At 40.8% G+C, this 18,145-nt stretch carries 10 protein-coding genes; 8 read left to right on the plus strand and 2 right to left on the minus strand.

Annotated features, from left to right (window positions below; all coding sequences use genetic code 11):
- Positions 1–15: 15 nt before the first annotated feature.
- Positions 16–5,016 (minus strand): AAA domain-containing protein, encoded by a 5,001-nt coding sequence (locus HQN60_RS09005; RefSeq protein WP_173533332.1) that lies wholly within the window; start codon positions 5,014–5,016, stop codon positions 16–18.
- 358 nt (positions 5,017–5,374) lie between these two features.
- Complete coding sequence (locus HQN60_RS09010; protein WP_217390081.1) at positions 5,375–5,695, minus strand: helix-turn-helix domain-containing protein; 321 nt, start codon at positions 5,693–5,695, stop codon at positions 5,375–5,377.
- Between the two features lie 91 nt (positions 5,696–5,786).
- On the opposite strand from HQN60_RS09010, the gene HQN60_RS09015 reads away from it, so the two are divergent.
- From HQN60_RS09015 to HQN60_RS09050, 8 genes are all read left to right on the plus strand, one after another.
- Positions 5,787–6,065, plus strand: coding sequence for a hypothetical protein (locus HQN60_RS09015; protein ID WP_173533333.1), 279 nt, complete (start codon positions 5,787–5,789; stop codon positions 6,063–6,065).
- Positions 6,066–6,284: 219 nt separating this feature from the next.
- Entirely contained in the window at positions 6,285–8,219 is a 1,935-nt protein-coding gene (locus HQN60_RS09020; RefSeq protein ID WP_173533334.1) for a site-specific DNA-methyltransferase, read from the plus strand.
- Positions 8,216–10,906, plus strand: a complete 2,691-nt coding sequence (locus HQN60_RS09025; RefSeq protein ID WP_217390083.1) for a DEAD/DEAH box helicase — start codon at positions 8,216–8,218, stop codon at positions 10,904–10,906. Before HQN60_RS09020 ends, HQN60_RS09025 begins: the two co-directional genes overlap by 4 nt.
- Positions 10,907–10,937: 31 nt before the next feature.
- A complete protein-coding gene (locus HQN60_RS09030; RefSeq protein WP_173533335.1) occupies positions 10,938–11,786 on the plus strand; it encodes a restriction endonuclease in 849 nt (282 codons plus the stop codon).
- Positions 11,787–11,906: 120 nt separating this feature from the next.
- Positions 11,907–12,962 carry a ComEC/Rec2 family competence protein gene (locus HQN60_RS09035; RefSeq protein WP_173533336.1) on the plus strand — a complete coding sequence of 352 codons (1,056 nt, stop codon included), beginning with the start codon at positions 11,907–11,909 and terminating at the stop codon, positions 12,960–12,962.
- Positions 12,963–12,969: 7 nt separating this feature from the next.
- Positions 12,970–14,235 (plus strand): ABC-three component system protein, encoded by a 1,266-nt coding sequence (locus tag HQN60_RS09040; protein WP_173533337.1) that lies wholly within the window; start codon positions 12,970–12,972, stop codon positions 14,233–14,235.
- Positions 14,219–14,833: an ABC-three component system middle component 1 gene (locus HQN60_RS09045; RefSeq protein ID WP_173533338.1), complete on the plus strand. Its 615-nt coding sequence runs from the start codon at positions 14,219–14,221 to the stop codon at positions 14,831–14,833. Before HQN60_RS09040 ends, HQN60_RS09045 begins: the two co-directional genes overlap by 17 nt.
- On the plus strand, positions 14,830–17,952 hold the full coding sequence (locus HQN60_RS09050) for an AAA family ATPase (RefSeq protein ID WP_173533339.1): 3,123 nt from the start codon (positions 14,830–14,832) through the stop codon (positions 17,950–17,952). The genes HQN60_RS09045 and HQN60_RS09050 overlap by 4 nt, the downstream gene beginning before the upstream one ends.
- The last annotated feature ends 193 nt before the right edge of the window (positions 17,953–18,145 follow it).

Here is an 18,145-nt window from a genome sequence, read left to right on the forward strand (position 1 = left end):
TTACTTTTTCACCTCTTAGAAATTTTCCGCATTAATCAAACTGTAATTGCTTGGTTCTTTTAACCTTCTCTGCTCAATATAGTCAAATACTTTACCCAGCGGCAAATCTTGGTTTTTACCTTTCCACATTTCACTATTGCCCACTATTACCAGCCTATCCATCGCCCGTGAAAGACCCACATTAATACGATTTGGCGACCGTAAAAAACCTGGACTTTGGTGAGTGTCACTACGAGTGATCGATAAAATAACAATTCTATTCTCTTTACCTTGATAGCTATCAACAGTATCAATACGTATCAATGATTTAAACTGCTCACTCCAGGTCTGCTCTGCCACTTTCCGACGCAAACGTTTCTTTTGCTCGGCATACATACAAATAATACCAATTGGCAATTCGCCTTTATCTTTATTCATTTGTAAAGCTAAAGACTCAACTTGATCATCTTTCTGAGCAATTCCAGATAATAGCTTAATAATCACATTAACTTCCGTGGTATTGGCAATGCTGCTGCCTTTACCATCTTTATCATGATTAGCTCTTTTACCAAACGCAGCTGTATCTAACCAGGTTGTATAAGCTTTTATGCCATTAGGCAGAGACTGGTAAACATCTGGTATTTCCCTAAATCCTGTTACAAGTTCACCTTGATAAAAGCAATCAGATACCATGTTACCGATGGGCTCAACCATTCGATACTGGGTAAGTAATTTAGCACCGGCCAATTTGCCATAATGTGATTTAAAAGCTCTTTCAAAATCGGATTGTACTAATTCGTCTAGATCGACTTCATCTGAATATACGCCCAGTTTTTTTGCCAAGGCCTTTTTATGAGGTATGGTATATAACGGCGGTAGTTGGTGATGATCACCGACCAATAATATTCGCTTACCAGCTTGCATGGCGATGGCTAACTCACTAGAGATGGAACGGGCAGCTTCATCAATAATAACCCAGTCATATTGATTTTCTGCAATACCAATGTGGCGCTGGCCAATCCCCACACAAGTGCCCGTTACTAACTGCCTAGAACGTGCAAAGAACTCATCATAGTTAACACGCCCGCTCTCTAATACCTCAAGCATATCTCTTGAAATTTTACAAAGTACTTTTGCACGCATACTTTCTTTAGGTTGTATGGCATAAGCAGCCTCTAAAGCCGCCCATAATGTCGATGACATCCCAGCCAAATTATCCGCTTTAAGCTGAACTTCAAATTGATTCTGTATTCTATCCTTAAGATTTGAGAACAGTTCTTTAAATTGTTTTTTCAATCCTTCAATATCATCTTCATGAGTACCTTCTTTTTCAATAGACTTTTGAAACCCGAGAAGCGTATCTATTTGCCTAATGATTAGCAGCTCTAACTCACACGCTTCACTCAAAAATGCCTTATCAAGACCTAACGACTGGCTTAAAGAAGAAACACGCTCTTTAGATTCGGCGACAAATAGAGCCCGACGCTCATCCACCAAAGCCTGCGAATAAACATCTTTTAACCCATCAGATACAGAACTTTCTTTGTTGCTAAACCTCACAACGTCTAACGGGGTGTTTAATCGCAAGCAGTGTTTACGAATTCGTCCTGCTGCCGTATTAACAGCCTCATGTGATTGGCTCACTAACAGAATTCTTTCAGCCCCTTGTTTTTCAATTAAATAATGAACAAAAGCTGCAATAAATTCTGTTTTACCCGTGCCAGGAGGGCCTTGTAACAAAGATACCGGGCCAGTTCTAAGTAACTGCCGAAATGCCAACCTTTGTTGCTCATTTAAGCTTATCAAATTGCCTTTATCATCTTCACGGTCATAGCGTTTAAAGTCACTGTCTGTCACCGTAATTTCATATGAAATAGGGTCTCTATCAGAAGTGGGCTCAAAGTAATCAACCAAGTCAGGTATGGTTGACTCACTGGCCAGAATTTTTTCTAACGCACCTTTTCGTTTTTCATAAGACGCTTTATCTTGCTTGGTTCTGAAGAATAGCTCTTCCGACTCTTTAAGGTGCTTTGCAGAACTTCTTATTTTATGCAAACGTACTTCAGTTAGATCTGATTTTTTAAGGTTAACAACCCCCAATACCTTTTCATCGTCCCCCTTGCGTTGAACCGCTTCAATCACATCATTCCTATTAAATTTAGATAATGGGTCATGTTCAGATTCATGATTTAAGATAACTTCATCATCATGGTCAGGGACGGCTTCAGCCTCAGTAGCCAGCTCGATATATGGATATGATTCCGTTTCTGTTTTTAAAATGTTACGCCATAAATCACGGGTTGATATATCGACAGGCTTAATAATTGGATCATTCGTTGATGCTGTTTCAGACTCTGGGCTAGCTTCTACCTGAGAATTTTCTGCTACAACTGATTCAAAAAGAGAAATGGCACGTCTAAACTCAGCTCGTTGACGTAAATCTCTGTTTAGGGCGTCAATATTTGGAGAATAATCACAATGAATTCTTAATCCATAAGGTAACTCTAATTTACTTTTTTCCCTATATTTCGGACTAACATCTGCTCTAGAGGTGGGCTTCAACCCAAACTTTAATTCTTTCTCATATTTGTCATAAAAGAACCGAACACTACCGCCAATGCCATAAATTTCCACAATCAGATTATCGGTTTTTTGATTGCTTGATTGAATATCAACATACAACGAACCATTTTCTGGAAATATTTCTAATGTAGTAAAGATCTCATCATTTTTTGGCCTAAGGGTTACATTAATAAATTCAATATCCGAATCACTACCATTAAAGGCATCTTTAAAGCGCTCTAAGCTCTTAAATCCGTATTCAACATCATTCAGCTCAACCTGAATTACATCGCTTATATCCTGCATATCCGCGCTTGGCTTGCCCCACTCTAGGCCAAGCAACTCAGCACTCATTCGCATCACTGCAAAATTATCTCTTTCATATGCGGTACAGCCGTCAATATTGTCTGGACTATAAGTGTGGTTTTTAACTTCACTCCCATCAAGGCAGAAATCGGGAATATCAATCAATGTAACGGTTTCAGATTCCACATTAACAATCACATTGTCAGGGTGAAGATCACCATGAGGGATATGCAATGTGTGCAGATGCTCAACCGCCTGAATCAATTTATGAACCAGAGGTAAGTTTTTCTCATCTGGTTCAATATCGCCCCAAGCAGGGCCTTCAATGTAGTCAGATACAATGAATAACTCAGAGCTCTTAGTGGCGAGGCCAAATTCGAAAATAGTCGGTAAATAAGGTGGCGCAATAGATTTAAGTTTTGCTACACGCTGTAAGAAGTGTAATAAGTCATAACCTAAACGAGCGCTGCAGTCTGTTACAGAAACATTCAGCCAAGCTTTAACCAAATTACCGTTAGAAAGATAAACTTCCTTCTCATCTGTTTCTTTTAAAAACTCACCATCATCTTCTGGGTATTGTCGAGAAAGTTTGATAGATCGCTTGTAAGCATCAAACTCTGCCTCATCAAAATCCAAATTTATCTCTGTTTTGGGTTCGGCTTGCTTAAAAGCATCAAACATCTCTACAGCATTATTGTAACCTTGACTCAACCCCTTCTTAATAACATTGGAATACCAATGATTCTCGCTTTTAACCTCGTTATTAAAAACCGCTAAACCTTTAGGAGATATTTGCTTAGCATTGATAACATGCCATGCCATGACAGCCAGTGAATATACGTCTATTTGATAAGGGGTTGTCTTGTCATTGACCTGCATGCCATAGGGGGTACTGCCAGATACTGACAAAAGGTTCCTGAAATCCCCAACCGTACCTTGTGGCTGGTGATAGGCTGATATAAAGCTGGATATGGCCACATCTTTACTGGGTGACAGCCAAATACTGTGATTTCCTAAATCACGGTGGGCGACCTTGGTTTCATGCAAGCTAGCAAACTTACTAATAAGTAAAGTGACTAGCTTAATGCGATCCGCTTCAGCAAAACCGCCCACGAACTTACCGACAAACTCATTAAAACGAACATGGTTAGGTTTAAGTTCATATAGTTCTGAATACTGAGTTGATACTTGTTCTTTTTGGATAGCTACCAGTGAGTTCAAACAGTGATTATATAGATCAAGGTTATTGTTTTTTATATAGCTTAAAACTTCTCGCTCACGGGATACAATCTCATGCTGCCCGTCTTGCGTTTTAGCCTTACTGCCTGCAACCTTGTTAAAATTCCACAAGCGCAAAAGCGCTGTATCTTTACTGGTGGTTTCAGATACGGCTTCGAATTCCTGATAAATTTCATCAGGATGAGTAAAAATTAATTCTTTAGATGTGTAGCCATTAACGCTTACTTGCTTAGGAGGCACGGTATTTCTATCAAACAGCGCATCAAAAATATGAAAGTCTTGATTCAAAACCTTGGAGTCCGGGTGCGGTTTAAATAGCTTATTAAAGGCATGTTCATTTTTAAGTTTTAAGAAGTCACTAAGCGACATTGTATGCTCAGCTTGATCTTCTTTTAAGCTACTAAAATCAGCATTACCAGTCATCAACACTAAAAAGTGAATAAAAGGTTTACGCCCCCCATTAGTAAACTTTCCTTTGAACTTATCAAGCTTTCGATCAAGAAGGTATTTCTTATTCCGCGTCACTTCAACAGGGGATTTCCCCATGTCTTTATTGCCTAAAAACCACTTATTACCCTGGCAAGTTACCTTGCCGTGATTCCAGTCTTTAAGTTCAACAATAATCACATTGCAGTGAGTGACAATCACTAAATCAAATTCACCTTCTTTACCATTTTCAACCAAACGAAAGCCAGCATATCCCTTCCAAGGGAACATGCTATCTTTTACTGGTACTTTGTTTGGTGTGTTAGGTTTCAAACCACTTAACTGATCAGCAAGCGATTCACCTTTCATAGGTTTCTTTGATTCTAACTTTGCAGGTTGCACAGAGTCTTTTTTGACAGTCTTTTCTTCAAAGTGCTTTTCAATTTCTTCAATGGCTTCTACTTCGTGGGATAGAAGGCCGCCTTCCCATAGCTCAATTTTCATACACTTCTACTTTAATTTATTCTTTAATTTTCCATCTCGCTTTGTTAGCGAGACCCAAGGGGCTTAATTTGCTTTCTGCATACCCACTACGGGAACTATAAGAATGCACTTGTGTTTTAGAATCCAACGAATCACTACATCTCACCTAGCAACTAACGTGAAATATACACCTATTCAGGTGTATATTTAGTGGCCTGGTTCTAAAACAGCCGTTTTGGGGTAAGACAGCCAATCCCACAGTATAAATGCGTAAGCGTGGGTGGCTGTAGCCGATAAGAACGGCTGGATAAAATGGAGAGAATCCGCAAATGATTATTTGATTGTGGTATTGGCTTTTCGTACTAGGGCTGGATAGGGCTTAACTTTCAGATCGCTCGTTTTGAATGAGTTGAGCTAGTAGTTCATTTTTAGCATCTTCGTGTAAACGACTCACTTGCTGAATCAGTTGCGCATCAAGCGCAGTTTCGCAAAAAAAGTACGCAACTGGCACGCCAAGCTCATCTGCCATGCGCTTCATTGTGTCGTAATCTGGCGCGTGTTTGCCTTTTTCATATTGATTCATACGTGCACTCGCACTGTTCGCATCCATTTCTAATCTCAAACCCAGCTGCAGCTGAGTCAAGCCTTTGATTGCTCTTGCTTCTTTCAAGCGAGCAGGGAACGGAGACTGAATAGGCATTACGAGTTTCACTTGGAAGATGCAATGCCTAAGATTTTCTTAGTTCCGTCACATAAGATATACTAAGGAATTCTTAGTTTTCAATCCTATCATGAAAAATTATTATCAAAATCACTTCAAAGTTGAGGCTTTGCAATATCTGCGCAAGGTAGGAAGCTTGACTAAAACGGCACATCGATTTGATGTTCACATCTCAACACTGGCAACTTGGCAAAGAATTGGGCTCGAAGAGTTTATGAAACGTGAATTGCCCCTTGGCAATCAACTGGAGGTTAGAAAGTCCACTCAAGAACTAGAGCTGCGTATTCAAAGGTTGGAGCAAGAAAACACGGTGCTGAGGCAGGCGGCAAAACTTTTGTTCTTGCTGTAGATAGTATGGTGGTTGCTCTAATTGTTACCTTTAATTGTTTTATCGTGATCATTTTAAAAGCCACGCTAATTGTATGGTTTTCTTAGTGATATCAAACATTGCAGGGGAGCGGCGGGGCCACTTTTTATGCAACAGCAGTTGGCAAGCCTATATATAGCTTGGGTTGGCGGGGCTTTTCGATTAGCATTGCTACTTGTTTTTCAACTCAAGTAAGCCACGATGAGTCACCAATCTCTGTTAGATCAGCTCGATCAATTTAATGAACAACAATTACGCCGCATATTGGTTGAGCATCTCACCGAACGCAAGCTGGGCTTGCACTGGGAAGCGAACCTGATAAAGCGTGATCAGGCACTCAACGCCGATCTGGTTTTTCCTCGGTTGGTTGATGAATATTCCCATGCCTTACCCATTGAAGGTGTGGTGCCGCATTTGATTATCGAAGGCGATAATTTTGATTCGCTACGGATGTTACGTGCCACGCATCGGGGACAAATTCGGGTTATCTATATTGACCCGCCCTACAATACGGGTGAAAAAGACTGGGTTTACAACGACCATTACGTCAGCACCAATGATCGCTACCGTCATTCACAATGGCTAGAGTTTCTTTATCAGCGCCTATGCCTCGCTCGTGACTTACTCTCAAGTGACGGTGTGATTCTTGTGTCAATCAACGATGAAAATCGATCACGATTGGAGTTGATGCTCGACGAAGTTATGCCTAGTAGAAAGATTGGTAGTTTTGTCTGGCGTACGAGAAAGGGCTCAAATGATGCCCAGCGTGGCTTACTAAGTATTGATCATGAACATGTACTAGTTTATGGAAACGCAAATTTTGAATTTGCGGGCAGCGGGCGTGATGAGACCAAATACGACAATTCTGATAATGATCCAAGAGGCGCTTGGGGTAGTCAGATGCTCATAAAGTCGCATACTGCTAAAGAGAGGCCAGAAGCATATTACCCAATTTTAAATCCAGAAACAGTAGTGTGGTACTTATGTGAGCCCGATAGTGTTTGGCGTTTTGCATCAACTTCTAGACCATTGAACAAGAAGAAACTTCAAGCAGACCCAATTGAAATCATAATTTCAGAAAAAAGAATATTGTGGCCCTCAAATGAGAGAACAATTATTTATAAATCTTTGGAAGAGCTATCAAAAGGAATTAATGATGGTACGGCTCCTAAAGAATTTAGGATATATCTTCAGCTTAATGAGTTGAGTATACTTGCTGAAACTAATGTCAAAGTTGCACGTCTGCTTAAATATATTGAGCCTTTGGAATTTTGGGTGGGGAAAACGCTTGGTTATGGCCGCCCTAGATATAAGCGTTTTAGAAATAGCCTGAAAAGAGAAACCAATCCACTGTCGTCATGGATTTCATTTGCTTCAGAACCTGATGCCGATCTAGAAGATTTTGATGAAGTAATTTCATTGGGTACGGGCGGAACTTCAGAAGGCACCTCTTTAGTTAGAAAAGTACTAGAGAATAAAGACTTTGCATACCCAAAGCCGTTAAGCCTTATTAAAAATTTATTGCAACAAGCATCTCGTCCAGGAGATCTCATTCTGGACTTTTTTGCCGGATCAGGTACGACTGGACAGGCAATATTAGAGTTGAATGCTGAAGATGAGGGCAATCGCCGTTTTATTCTGTGCTCTAGCACCGAAGCAACAACTAAAGAGCCAAATAAAAATCTGTGTCGTGATATCTGTGCAGAGCGCTTGCGTCGTGTGATGCAGGGTTATGGTAACAAGACAGGCCTTGGTGGCAGCTTTGCCTATTTGCAACTGGATAAATATCAGGAAGCGGATGTGCAGTTTGAAGTCACACCAGCCCATGCTGCCCAACTACTAAGCTTGCAAATTAATCATGGTTCTTTGGCGGGTATTGATTCAAATGATACAGAATACAAGAGTCTTGGGATTATACCCATAGCCAATGATGGGCAGTTGGCTATTGTTTTGGTGCCTGATCCAAATGAGGTGGCATTGAGTGCGTTGCTCAGTTGGCCCGGTGAGCGGCTGGTCGTTTATTCAACGCGCCCGCAAACGGTCACACAGTATTTTACCGATGCAGGTCGTGAGGTAGTTAGTCATAGTCTGCATGATGCACTGTTGCGTGGGCAGGCTGGCGGGAGAAAATCATGAACGCCCCAATGCTCAATTTAGCAGTGACTACAGCTCAAGGTGATTTACTTGCAGCTGAATCATTTCAAGCCATCCTGATTCAAAACATTGGCAGTGCATTACTCCGAACCAATCATCCTCCGTGCTTGCTGCACGCGCCAACAGGCTCGGGTAAAACATTTATGCTGACTCGCGTATTGGCGAATGTGTGTGCCGAGCGAGATGTTGTATGGCTTTGGTTTGTGCCCTATGTAAATCTGGTGGCACAAACGTTGGATGCAATTAAAAGCAATGCCAATGATTTAACGCCCTTATTGTTGAACCACGGACGAAATCAGGAAGCCGAGTCGGGACAAGTTCTGATTTCTACCGCAAGTGCTGTCGCAAAAGCTCAGGCACGTACCAAAGGCTATGACGCCGATGGTGATGATGACGTGAGAACCATCGCGCAATGGGTCGCCCGTGCGAAAGCGCGTGGTTTACAAATTGGCTTGGTGGTAGATGAGGCACATATTGGGCTAGATAAAACCACCGAGTTTGGCAAGTTTGCGCAGTGGCTCAATCCCGATTATTTGTTGATGGCAACGGCAACCCCGAAAGATCAGCGTTTGAATGACTTTTTGGCCTCCGCAGGACGAACTGGTTTTGAAGCATTTTCAGTTAGTCGTCACGATGTGGTTCAAGCCCGCTTGAATAAGCAATACATCGAAGCCGTGGTGTACGATTTACAGCATGGTTTGCAATCGATTGCGGATTTGAAGCAAACCGTTGTTCGGCAGGCTTGGGCACGTAATCAATGGCTTAAAGCAGAGCTAGCCAAAGCTGGGATTCCGCTAACGCCACTGCTTCTGATTCAGGTCGCAAATGGTGAAAAAACGATTGAGGATGTTGAGCGAGAACTGATTAATCTTTGCAAAGTACCGGCAGCTGCGATTGGCAAACATTCTTCTGATGATCCAGATCCTGTTTTGATGGCCGCAATTGCTGCTGACGTGACCAAAGAAGTGCTGATCTTTAAACAATCAGCTGGAACTGGTTTTGATGCTCCACGCGCATTTGTGTTGGCATCGACTAAAGCGGTAAATGACCCCGATTTTGCGATGCAATTTATTGGCCGTGTCATGCGCGTCGCATCCCCAATTCGAAATCGGTTTGCCAAAGTTGATGATATTCCACCATGGTTTAACACTGCTTTTGTGTATTTGGCCAATGCAGAAGCGCAGCAAGGCTTTGCTTCTGCTGTTGCAACTGCGAGTTTGGTGAAGAGCCAGTTGGAAGGTGAAACGACGAAACTGGTTGAGCGAAAAACAAGCTCCGGTGCAACGGTATATACCAATGCGCCAAGCCCCCAATTACCGATTACTTATGATCTGGCTCCGGTTCGCGGTGATTTGGTAAACCATGTTGCTGAGCCTAGTGGGGAGCAGACAAAGCCAGCCGCCCCGCAGTTAGATTTGTTCTTAGATACCGAGCTGCCTGAGCTTGATCAGGTGATTGTTGCACCGATCAATAAACCAGCAGCTAAAGATACTGTTCCAGCAAACATGGCAGAACTGACTGAGCATTTTACGGTTCAAGAAATTAAGGCTTATTACCGTCGAGACAACGTCCGAAATTTACCTGAAGCACTGAAGCGCGAGCGCCGCCCACAGTTTTTGGCAATGAGTGAGCTGAGTCGAAAGGTGGCTCAGGAGCTTGAGCTGAATGACAAAGTCATTGCGATGGCTATCCGTGCCTCATTGAATCAGCTGCAAGCGCAGGAGTTGCACACTGAATTGACATCAGGTGCGCAAAAGTCGGAAAGCGTTGAGGTCATTACCGACCGTGCAGCTTTAGCAAGGGAAGCACGTAGCAAGCTGCTAAATCTGTTGCCGCAAACTGAAGAAGCAGATGTCGTCATTATTCTGCAAACGTTTGTGGAGCGTATTGATCCTGCATTGCAGAATTCTCTGGCTGCCCAGAATTTGGTGCTGAATGATCAAGCACTAAAACGCGTTGTTCGAGATGCCGCTAATTGGATTGCGCGTAGCGAGGCTGATCGGCTTGCAGTGGACCTACATGAAATAGTGAGCCAACAGGCTCAATTAGAAGAGGCTGGCCGCTTGCCAAACGCAATGCTGTTCCCAGTTGCGCTCCCACTCCAAGCATCGGCAAGGAATATCTACGGAGTGTTGCCGCCAAGTGTTGAAGAGTTGGGCAAACTGGATCAGGTGTTATTGCCTGATGCTATGCGTTTGCTACGAGATCAGGAGTGGTCATTGGCAGAGGGAGCATATATCACAGGCAAATTTGATCAAAGCTTGTCGATGAACTCAGAAGAACTCGCATTTGCTAAGTCTTTAGACCGAAGTGATTTCGTAGCTTGGTGGCATCGCAATCCGCCAGGTGACGGCAAGCGGTATGCCGTTCGTGTGGTTCGGGCTGAGCATAAGCACTTTTTCTATCCAGACTTTATTGTTTGCTTAGAGCACGATCCGGGTGATGAGCCGCTGATTCGTTTGGTTGAAACCAAAGAAAGTCTAAAAGATGCTGAGCGAAAAGCGCGTCGCGTTCCCTTGTATTACGGCAAGGTGCTGTTCTTAACTAAAGACGATCAGCGACTGAAGTGGGTTAAAGACGATGGCACGATGGGCGATGAGGTTGATCTTGCTGACTTGCAGGAATTGCGTGATTGGCTGAAATTGCATACGCCAGTTGATCAAGAATAAACCGATTTTGTGATCTAGTAGGGGATGGTAAATGGCAAGAAAGAAAAACTCTGGGGCTTTAGAGGATTTGTTTGAAATTGCAGCAATGCTGCCATGGTGGTGCGGAGCGCTGCTGGCAGTTAGTTCATATTTTTTCTTGCATCACTATGCCGTGCGCGAAATTGCTTTAGCAACGACACCAAGCCAAGCTGGTCAAATGATGGTTGGGCAGATGACTAAAACCATGGCGAGCGTATTTCAGTATGTTCTACCGCTTGTATTTGGTGCTGGAGCGATTGCCTCATATCTTGGGCGTGAAAAACGAAAAGGACTGGCAAAAGCTGTCGCTGATAACCCTTCACGTAACGCCTTGGGAGAAATGAGCTGGCAAGAGTTTGAAATGCTGGTGGGTGAAGCTTTTCGCCAGCAGGGCTATCAAGTTCATGAGACTGGTGGTGGCGGAGCTGACGGTGGGATAGATTTGGTATTAAAGCGTGGCAGTGAAGTTTTTGTAGTTCAATGCAAGCAGTGGCGTGCGTACAAAGTTTCAGTCAATGTAGTTCGAGAATTATTCGGAGTGATGGCCGCGCAAAATGCGACGGGTGGCTTTGTGGTGACTTCGGGCGAATATACCGCTGACGCGGTCCGTTTTGCGGAAGGTAGAAACATTGAATTGATCAATGGAACCGCACTGAAACGCATGCTAGATAAAGCGCGTGCGAGTGCTTCACTAGTTCAATCTAAGACAGCAGTAAAACTAAACTATCAAACAAGCCCAGACTGTCCAAAGTGTGGCGGCAGTATGGTTAAACGAATCGCCAAACAAGGCACTAATGCTGGTAATGAGTTTTGGGGGTGTCAATCGTTTCCGGCTTGTCGGGGAATACGTGCGATCGATTAACTTTTAGAATGCAAAAAGTGATGTTCATATTCAAGTGTTATTGATTAATTGCTAGTTTTATCATTTAAGATTTCTGCGGATTGATAAGACGGATGATCATAGCTTCAACAGGAAGATTGTATGGGCATAAGCGTCCAAGTATTACATGCAAACCATGGTGACTGCATTCTCATTTCTCACCAAGTTGATCAAGCTACTTTTAATGTTCTGATTGATGGCGGCGATACGAAAACTTTTAAATACGGACCGCGGTTAAAATATAATGGACATCTGTGCAATATTTTAGATCAAATTAAAGGCAGAAAAGAACATATCGATTTGGCCATTTTAACCCACATAGATGATGACCATATTGGCGGATTGCTTCGGGCCTTTGAAGAGCAAGGCTACCTCCAAGATATGGTTAAAAGGGTATGGTTTAATTCATCAAAAAAAATAACCCAATATTTTGATCATTCTGAGATCAGTGAAAATAATGTTTATTTACGAAATATTTCACCGGAGACTGGGATTAAGAAGGGTAAAGAACTTGAACTTTTGTTGGATGAAATTGAGTGTAAACGTGAGCCAATAATAATATCCGGTCAAGTCCTAGAAGTAGGGCCTTTTACATTCAAAATTTTGTCTCCAAACAAAGCTAATCTCGAAAAGTTGTTATGCGTCTGGCCGTGTGAAGGGAGGACTTCAGAAACCGCAGGAGCGCAGAATGATCATTCTCTTAGTTTTGAGGAGATTTTAGCCGTTGATGATTTTTGCGGGGATCCATCTAAGACGAATGGAAGTTCCATTGGCTTTATTGTTGAAGCCGATGAAAAGGCTATGCTGTTCTTAGGTGATGCTCATGATAAAACTATTGTGGAGAGTCTCCAAAATCTCAGATATAGCCGCGAGAAAAAATTACACGTGGATCTAGTAAAAATTTCACACCACGGAAGTCAGTACAACACCAGCCCTGAATTTCTAGCGATGATTGAAGCTAAAAATTATTTGATATCCACTGATGGATTACATCATGGGCATCCAGATAAGCGAACTATCGCAAGAATCATTAATTCAAATCCAAATGCTGTTATCTCTTTTAATTACGTACGGCCTATTAAAAGTCTGCTTTTGCCGCAGGAATACGATAAATTTTCTGATCAACTGCAACTACTAACTAATAGAATTAAGCTTTGATATGAATATGTATGAGTTAATTTCGACATATTGTGTAATGGTTAATGAGGCTAGTGGCGTACTCGTAAGCGCGATGTCCAGCCAGTATTCGTATGTTTTAACAGCTCGTCATGCGTTAAAAGAAACGAATACGTTGACCGATTATGTTGGCAATGCCATGAATGTCATCGACGTACATCAGCATCCCGATGCTGCTTTTGACTGTGCAATTATCAAAGTTGATTATGTGCCTAACATCAAGCAAACATGTTGTTCTGCTAGTACGGTCAATCATAATGACAAACTTATGTTCGCGGGCTTTCCTGAGCTTAGTAGACGTGAACTGGAAAAAATTAAGCATTGGGATGGAGAGTTCACTAGTATCACCAATGAGTTATTTATTTTTACTGCCGAGGGAATTCCGTCAGTAGAACTAATAAATGGTATGTCAGGTGGTGGTGTCTACTATTTATGTGAAGGCCGCGCTTATCTCATTGGTGTTGAGTGCAGCATGGATGGGACGGACGTACTTGAAATGTTTGGGCGTTTACGATGTAACAGCTTGCGCCGCTTTGAAGATATCACTAGTCACTTCAGTCTCAGTCCAATTCTGCCTGGCTATTTAGAGTGTTTTTCGTCCCTAAAAGATCGAATTTTCGAATTCAATGTTGTTGAACCATTAAATATAAATAAATTAAAAGAAAAGCTACTTTCAGTAGCTGATCTGCTTGTCACAAACGGATTGCCTGCACCTTATAAATTAATGATGCAGTACAGAATGAGTTTATTGCTGGCTCATGAGCATGAAAGCGCAATTCAAGATAGCGCTCTTTGGGAGGCGTATTTCGAATTTCTGATTATATGCGCGATTATTGATAATGTAGTAGTTATTGATGAAAAATATCTTAGTGGTTTAGAGGGAAAAAGAAGAATTGTTTATTCCCGGAGTGAGAAAAATTGGTTGTGTAGTCTTGCGGATATTTTAAAAGCAGCCAAAAATACTTTAGATGCAGAAGGAACAATTATCGTTAATTCGCCGCAAGAAAATGCACAAATATCACCACCTCCGTCGTACTTAGCCAATATCATTGATGATATTTCATCTGTGCCCACAGATGGAGCACTTCTGCAAATTGACAATATCAGTGAGAGTATTTACAAAACTTATGCAATTACGCATTTGAAGGGATTACGAAACAAATGTGTTATTGAAAATGAGTGGGATTATAAAGAATTGCCTGCCAGTCAGCTCCTGACACATTTCAAGGGTAAATACAATGCATTTGTCAAGTAAAGAATATGATGTTGGATTTTTGACCTCCGAGTTTAAGGAGGTTAAATTCAAACTTTTCGCGTCGGGTGAAGACCTTTTTATGACTTGTATTGCTTGTTGGTGTGAGCAAGCTAACGACGTTGTCCACAACTGGCGTGCGATGCAGAGTATTTTATCTGCATACTTTCAACCAAGCGGTAATTTGGCCAAATGGAATATTTATCTTGTGTTTTTTTGCGCGGAACAACTACCACTTAACGAGAAATATATCATTCAAAATGATAAATATTCAGCGAGAAAGGTTGTTCTTGATGGAATGAATAAACTTCCGACCCTAGAAGAGGCCGAGAAGATTATAAATAATGAATTACTTGGGGCGGATCTGTCTATCAAAGAAATTCAGATTGCAGGTAAGATGGAGGAAACTGAAAAGACTATCAGTAACGGAGTCCTCAATACCAATCTAAAAAACAAAGAAGCTCAGAGCAGTGCTAAACATACAAGTAATTGTGCACTCGTAAAACTAATTAGCGGTGCTCCTTTGGACATGTCTGCTAGCTCAAAATCAAAACGTGCAACTATCATTAACAATATTATTGAGCTTGTAAATACAAAATGAAGATTAAAAAAGTTGAGATTGAAGGTTTTCGTGCCTACAAACTCAAAAAAGATGGCATTTTTAATTTTACGATAGATGGGGTTCAACCCTCCAATTTTATTGCTATCTATGCACCTAACGGATTTGGTAAAAGTTCATTTTATGATGCTGTAGAGTGGGCACTTACTAACAATCTAGAACGGTATTTAAGAGATCAGAATAAAAGAAATAATGAGCAAGCGGCAAAGAGTACCAAGATTTCGGGTGTTCCACAGTATATTTTACGTAATAAAGATGCTGAGATTGGTAGTGCTACATCGGTGACTGTGAGTACGACAAAAAAAACATTCACTCGAAGTTTAGGTACTATTAGGCATGATTCACGGGATTTCCGGTTTAGTGAGCAGGATACTGAAAAGAACTCTGAGGTATTTCGAAGCATCATTCTTTCTCAAGATGGCATTGACCGTTTTCTGAGAGAAGTGAAGCCTCAAGAGCGGTACGTTCTTTTCATGGAATCCTTTGGTGGAGAGTCTGAGCAACTGCGTCGAGAAATTACAGCTTTACGTCTAGATAATTTTAATTTGCTAGATGAATTACAGCAGGAAATCACTCATCTAGAAACTCAGCTTCTAGTCCCCGTGGATGAGTCTATATTCGATATATTTAATTCTACAGCCATGAGCCTTAATAAGGCTGGAGAGTCTGTAAAGATTGTTGCGCGTGATTTTTCTGCTGCGATGGAACATGAAATATTGGCTGCTATAGTTACGCGTATCCATGAATTAAATGCAATTCGTGATAAGCAATTGATGTTAAAGAGCGAGCTGAGTAGTCAGCTATCTCGACTTCCTGAGATTCAACATAGCTTAGATTCCTTAGAAGAACTGAAACCTCGTTTAGTCAAGCTGCAAAAGGGAGTTGAGGATTCTCAGCGAAATAGAGACTTACACCATATCCTAGATATGTGTGTAAAGAAACTTCAGCTAGAAAGTCAAAATGCTGAATCATTAAGTAAAATCACAGCTATTATACCTAATTATATTATCGACTTGAAGCAAGTGCAGGATATTGAATGCAACAAGCTAGTTGTAACAAAAAAGAAAGATGAAGTTATTGCTAGATTGACAGAGCTTGATGCCTCGGAAAAACTACATAATAGCCAAATACTAGCTACTGATAAAAATAACTTAGAATTACGGAGTCTGCTGGAAGAATCTGATGAGATCTATAAAGAGATATCTTCATTTCAGTTTAAAGTTAAATTCCTTGAAAATTTTTTGATTGAAAAAACTGCAGAAATTAATGGCAGGAGAATTGATAAAAGTAGAGTCGAGATTGAGAGTAATAAGCTATCGAATGTTGAGGTAGATATTCATTCGCTTCTATCTCTAGATATAAATATATTAAATTTGGACGAGCAAGAGTTATTTAGGATAAAACTAGTTGCGAGCCAGCTAAATTCACTTGAGGCTCAAGAACAGAATATACGACGTGTTCAGGAGACAGTCACCAAGCAGATGGGATTGGTTGAGCATCTTGTTCAATTAGGCTTGGAATATGTTAGTGCCGTGCAGACAGATGTATGCCCTCTCTGCCAGACTAAATATTCTTCATCTGAAGCACTAAAAGCTATAGTTGAAGGGAATTTACTCGTTTCAGAGTTGGGAGCAGTAAATGCGAAAGAATTAGAGGAGTTTAAAAGATTAGAAGGAATATTGAAAAAAGAAATAGATTTAATATTAACAGAAGTCCAAGCGAAAAAGACTGAACGTAATGTTGAAATGCAGACTAAATTAGCAGATCTTGGGGAGAAAATTTCAGTTCTGGAGCATGATAGAGATATCATAAAAAGTAAAATTATTAGTGCTCAGCAACGTATTGCAGATTTACACGCGAAGGTTTTAAATCTTAATCAAGAAGATCTCGTGCATAGGCTTAATCATGAAATTAAAGAACTTGCTTGTTTTAAGAGCGAAACTGAAAGTAATTTAGTGACAATAAAAAAAACTGTTGCAGAGCTAAAAGTCCTATTAAGTGGCTTCGATGGAGAGCTATCTAAATCTAGTAGTCAAGTTCAAAGCATCAACGCCATGCCGTATTTTTTTCAGGTTGGGAAATTTATTGAAGAAAATAGCATAGCTCATGAAAACTTGAAAGAGGAGCATAGTAGGCTACTTCAACAGTGCTTAAATAATAGAGATGCGTTAGTTCAACAAAAAGATGAAGTATCTGAAAAAATTAAAATTTTACATGAAATTATGCTACAGGATGGGAGCTTGATAGAGTTTGGTTCTCTAGTTGTAATGAAGGAGGCAATTGAGCAAGACGTTGTTAATTTAGAGCTGAAGGTTAATTCATTTTTTGTTCGACAAAAACAGATATTATCTACTGAAGTTGAATATAACTTAGATCTTGTTCGAACTGCTATCGTCGAAGAAATTGAGAAGATTGATCAAAGTTTGTCAGAAATTTTGGAAAAAAATAATAAATTTGACTTGCTTCAGTTGCAGCTTGAGGCATTTAAGCTCTTTTTTAAAAATCTAGCGTCCCAAAAATCACTAACTGAATTAAAAATAAAGCAAAAGCAGCATTTGCAAGTGCAGCAAGTACTGGAATCAGAGCTTGATGTAATTTTAGCTGAGCTTCACAATAGAATTGATTCATTCTTCTATGCTGATTTGATTAATGCAATTTATAGTAAGATAGATCCTCATCCATCTTTTAAGAAGGTAGAATTTACTTCGGATTTCTCAAATCCTGAACGGCCTGGTTTAAATATTGTTGTAACAGATGAAAAGAATTATTCCATATCTCCGAATCTTTACTTCAGTGCAGCCCAGCTTAATATTCTTAGCCTTAGCGTGTTCCTGGCAAGAGCCCTGCATGCAAAAGACAATAAAGGTGATTCACTGGATGTGATTCTTATCGATGACCCTATCCAGTCTATGGATTCAATTAATGTACTTGCGACCATTGATCTACTGAGAAATATTTCATTGCAATGTGATAAACAAATTATTATATCAACGCATGATGAGAATTTTTTTGGGTTATTGCAGAAAAAAATTCCATCTGAAATATTTGACTCGAAATTTCTTAAGTTGAAAAGTTTCGGAGTTGTAACCCCGGTGGTGTAATCCCCTACCAAACCAGCTCATTTTAAGTAGAAATTTCTCGCAGTCTTTGAGGAGATTCTACATGAAAGCAGCACGTTACCCTTTTACGTTGCGTAGCTGCAAAAAATAGAGCGTGGATCCACGGTTGCGCTGATTGTGGGTTAGCCGAATATGTGATCAACATGTAACTAAATTTTATTGGTATGGACATTTT

This window comes from Deefgea piscis, from assembly GCF_013284055.1.
Taxonomy (GTDB): domain Bacteria; phylum Pseudomonadota; class Gammaproteobacteria; order Burkholderiales; family Chitinibacteraceae; genus Deefgea; species Deefgea piscis.

Coding starts and splice junctions, on each gene's coding strand:
- HQN60_RS09025 (WP_217390083.1), top strand. CDS start 8,216: ATGAACGCCCCAATGCTCAATTTAGCAGTGACTACAGCTCAAGGTGAT.
- HQN60_RS09015 (WP_173533333.1), top strand. CDS start 5,787: ATGAAAAATTATTATCAAAATCACTTCAAAGTTGAGGCTTTGCAATAT.
- HQN60_RS09030 (WP_173533335.1), top strand. CDS start 10,938: ATGGCAAGAAAGAAAAACTCTGGGGCTTTAGAGGATTTGTTTGAAATT.
- HQN60_RS09050 (WP_173533339.1), top strand. CDS start 14,830: ATGAAGATTAAAAAAGTTGAGATTGAAGGTTTTCGTGCCTACAAACTC.
- HQN60_RS09005 (WP_173533332.1), bottom strand. CDS start 5,016: ATGAAAATTGAGCTATGGGAAGGCGGCCTTCTATCCCACGAAGTAGAA.
- HQN60_RS09010 (WP_217390081.1), bottom strand. CDS start 5,695: ATGCCTATTCAGTCTCCGTTCCCTGCTCGCTTGAAAGAAGCAAGAGCA.
- HQN60_RS09020 (WP_173533334.1), top strand. CDS start 6,285: ATGAGTCACCAATCTCTGTTAGATCAGCTCGATCAATTTAATGAACAA.
- HQN60_RS09035 (WP_173533336.1), top strand. CDS start 11,907: ATGGGCATAAGCGTCCAAGTATTACATGCAAACCATGGTGACTGCATT.
- HQN60_RS09040 (WP_173533337.1), top strand. CDS start 12,970: ATGTATGAGTTAATTTCGACATATTGTGTAATGGTTAATGAGGCTAGT.
- HQN60_RS09045 (WP_173533338.1), top strand. CDS start 14,219: ATGCATTTGTCAAGTAAAGAATATGATGTTGGATTTTTGACCTCCGAG.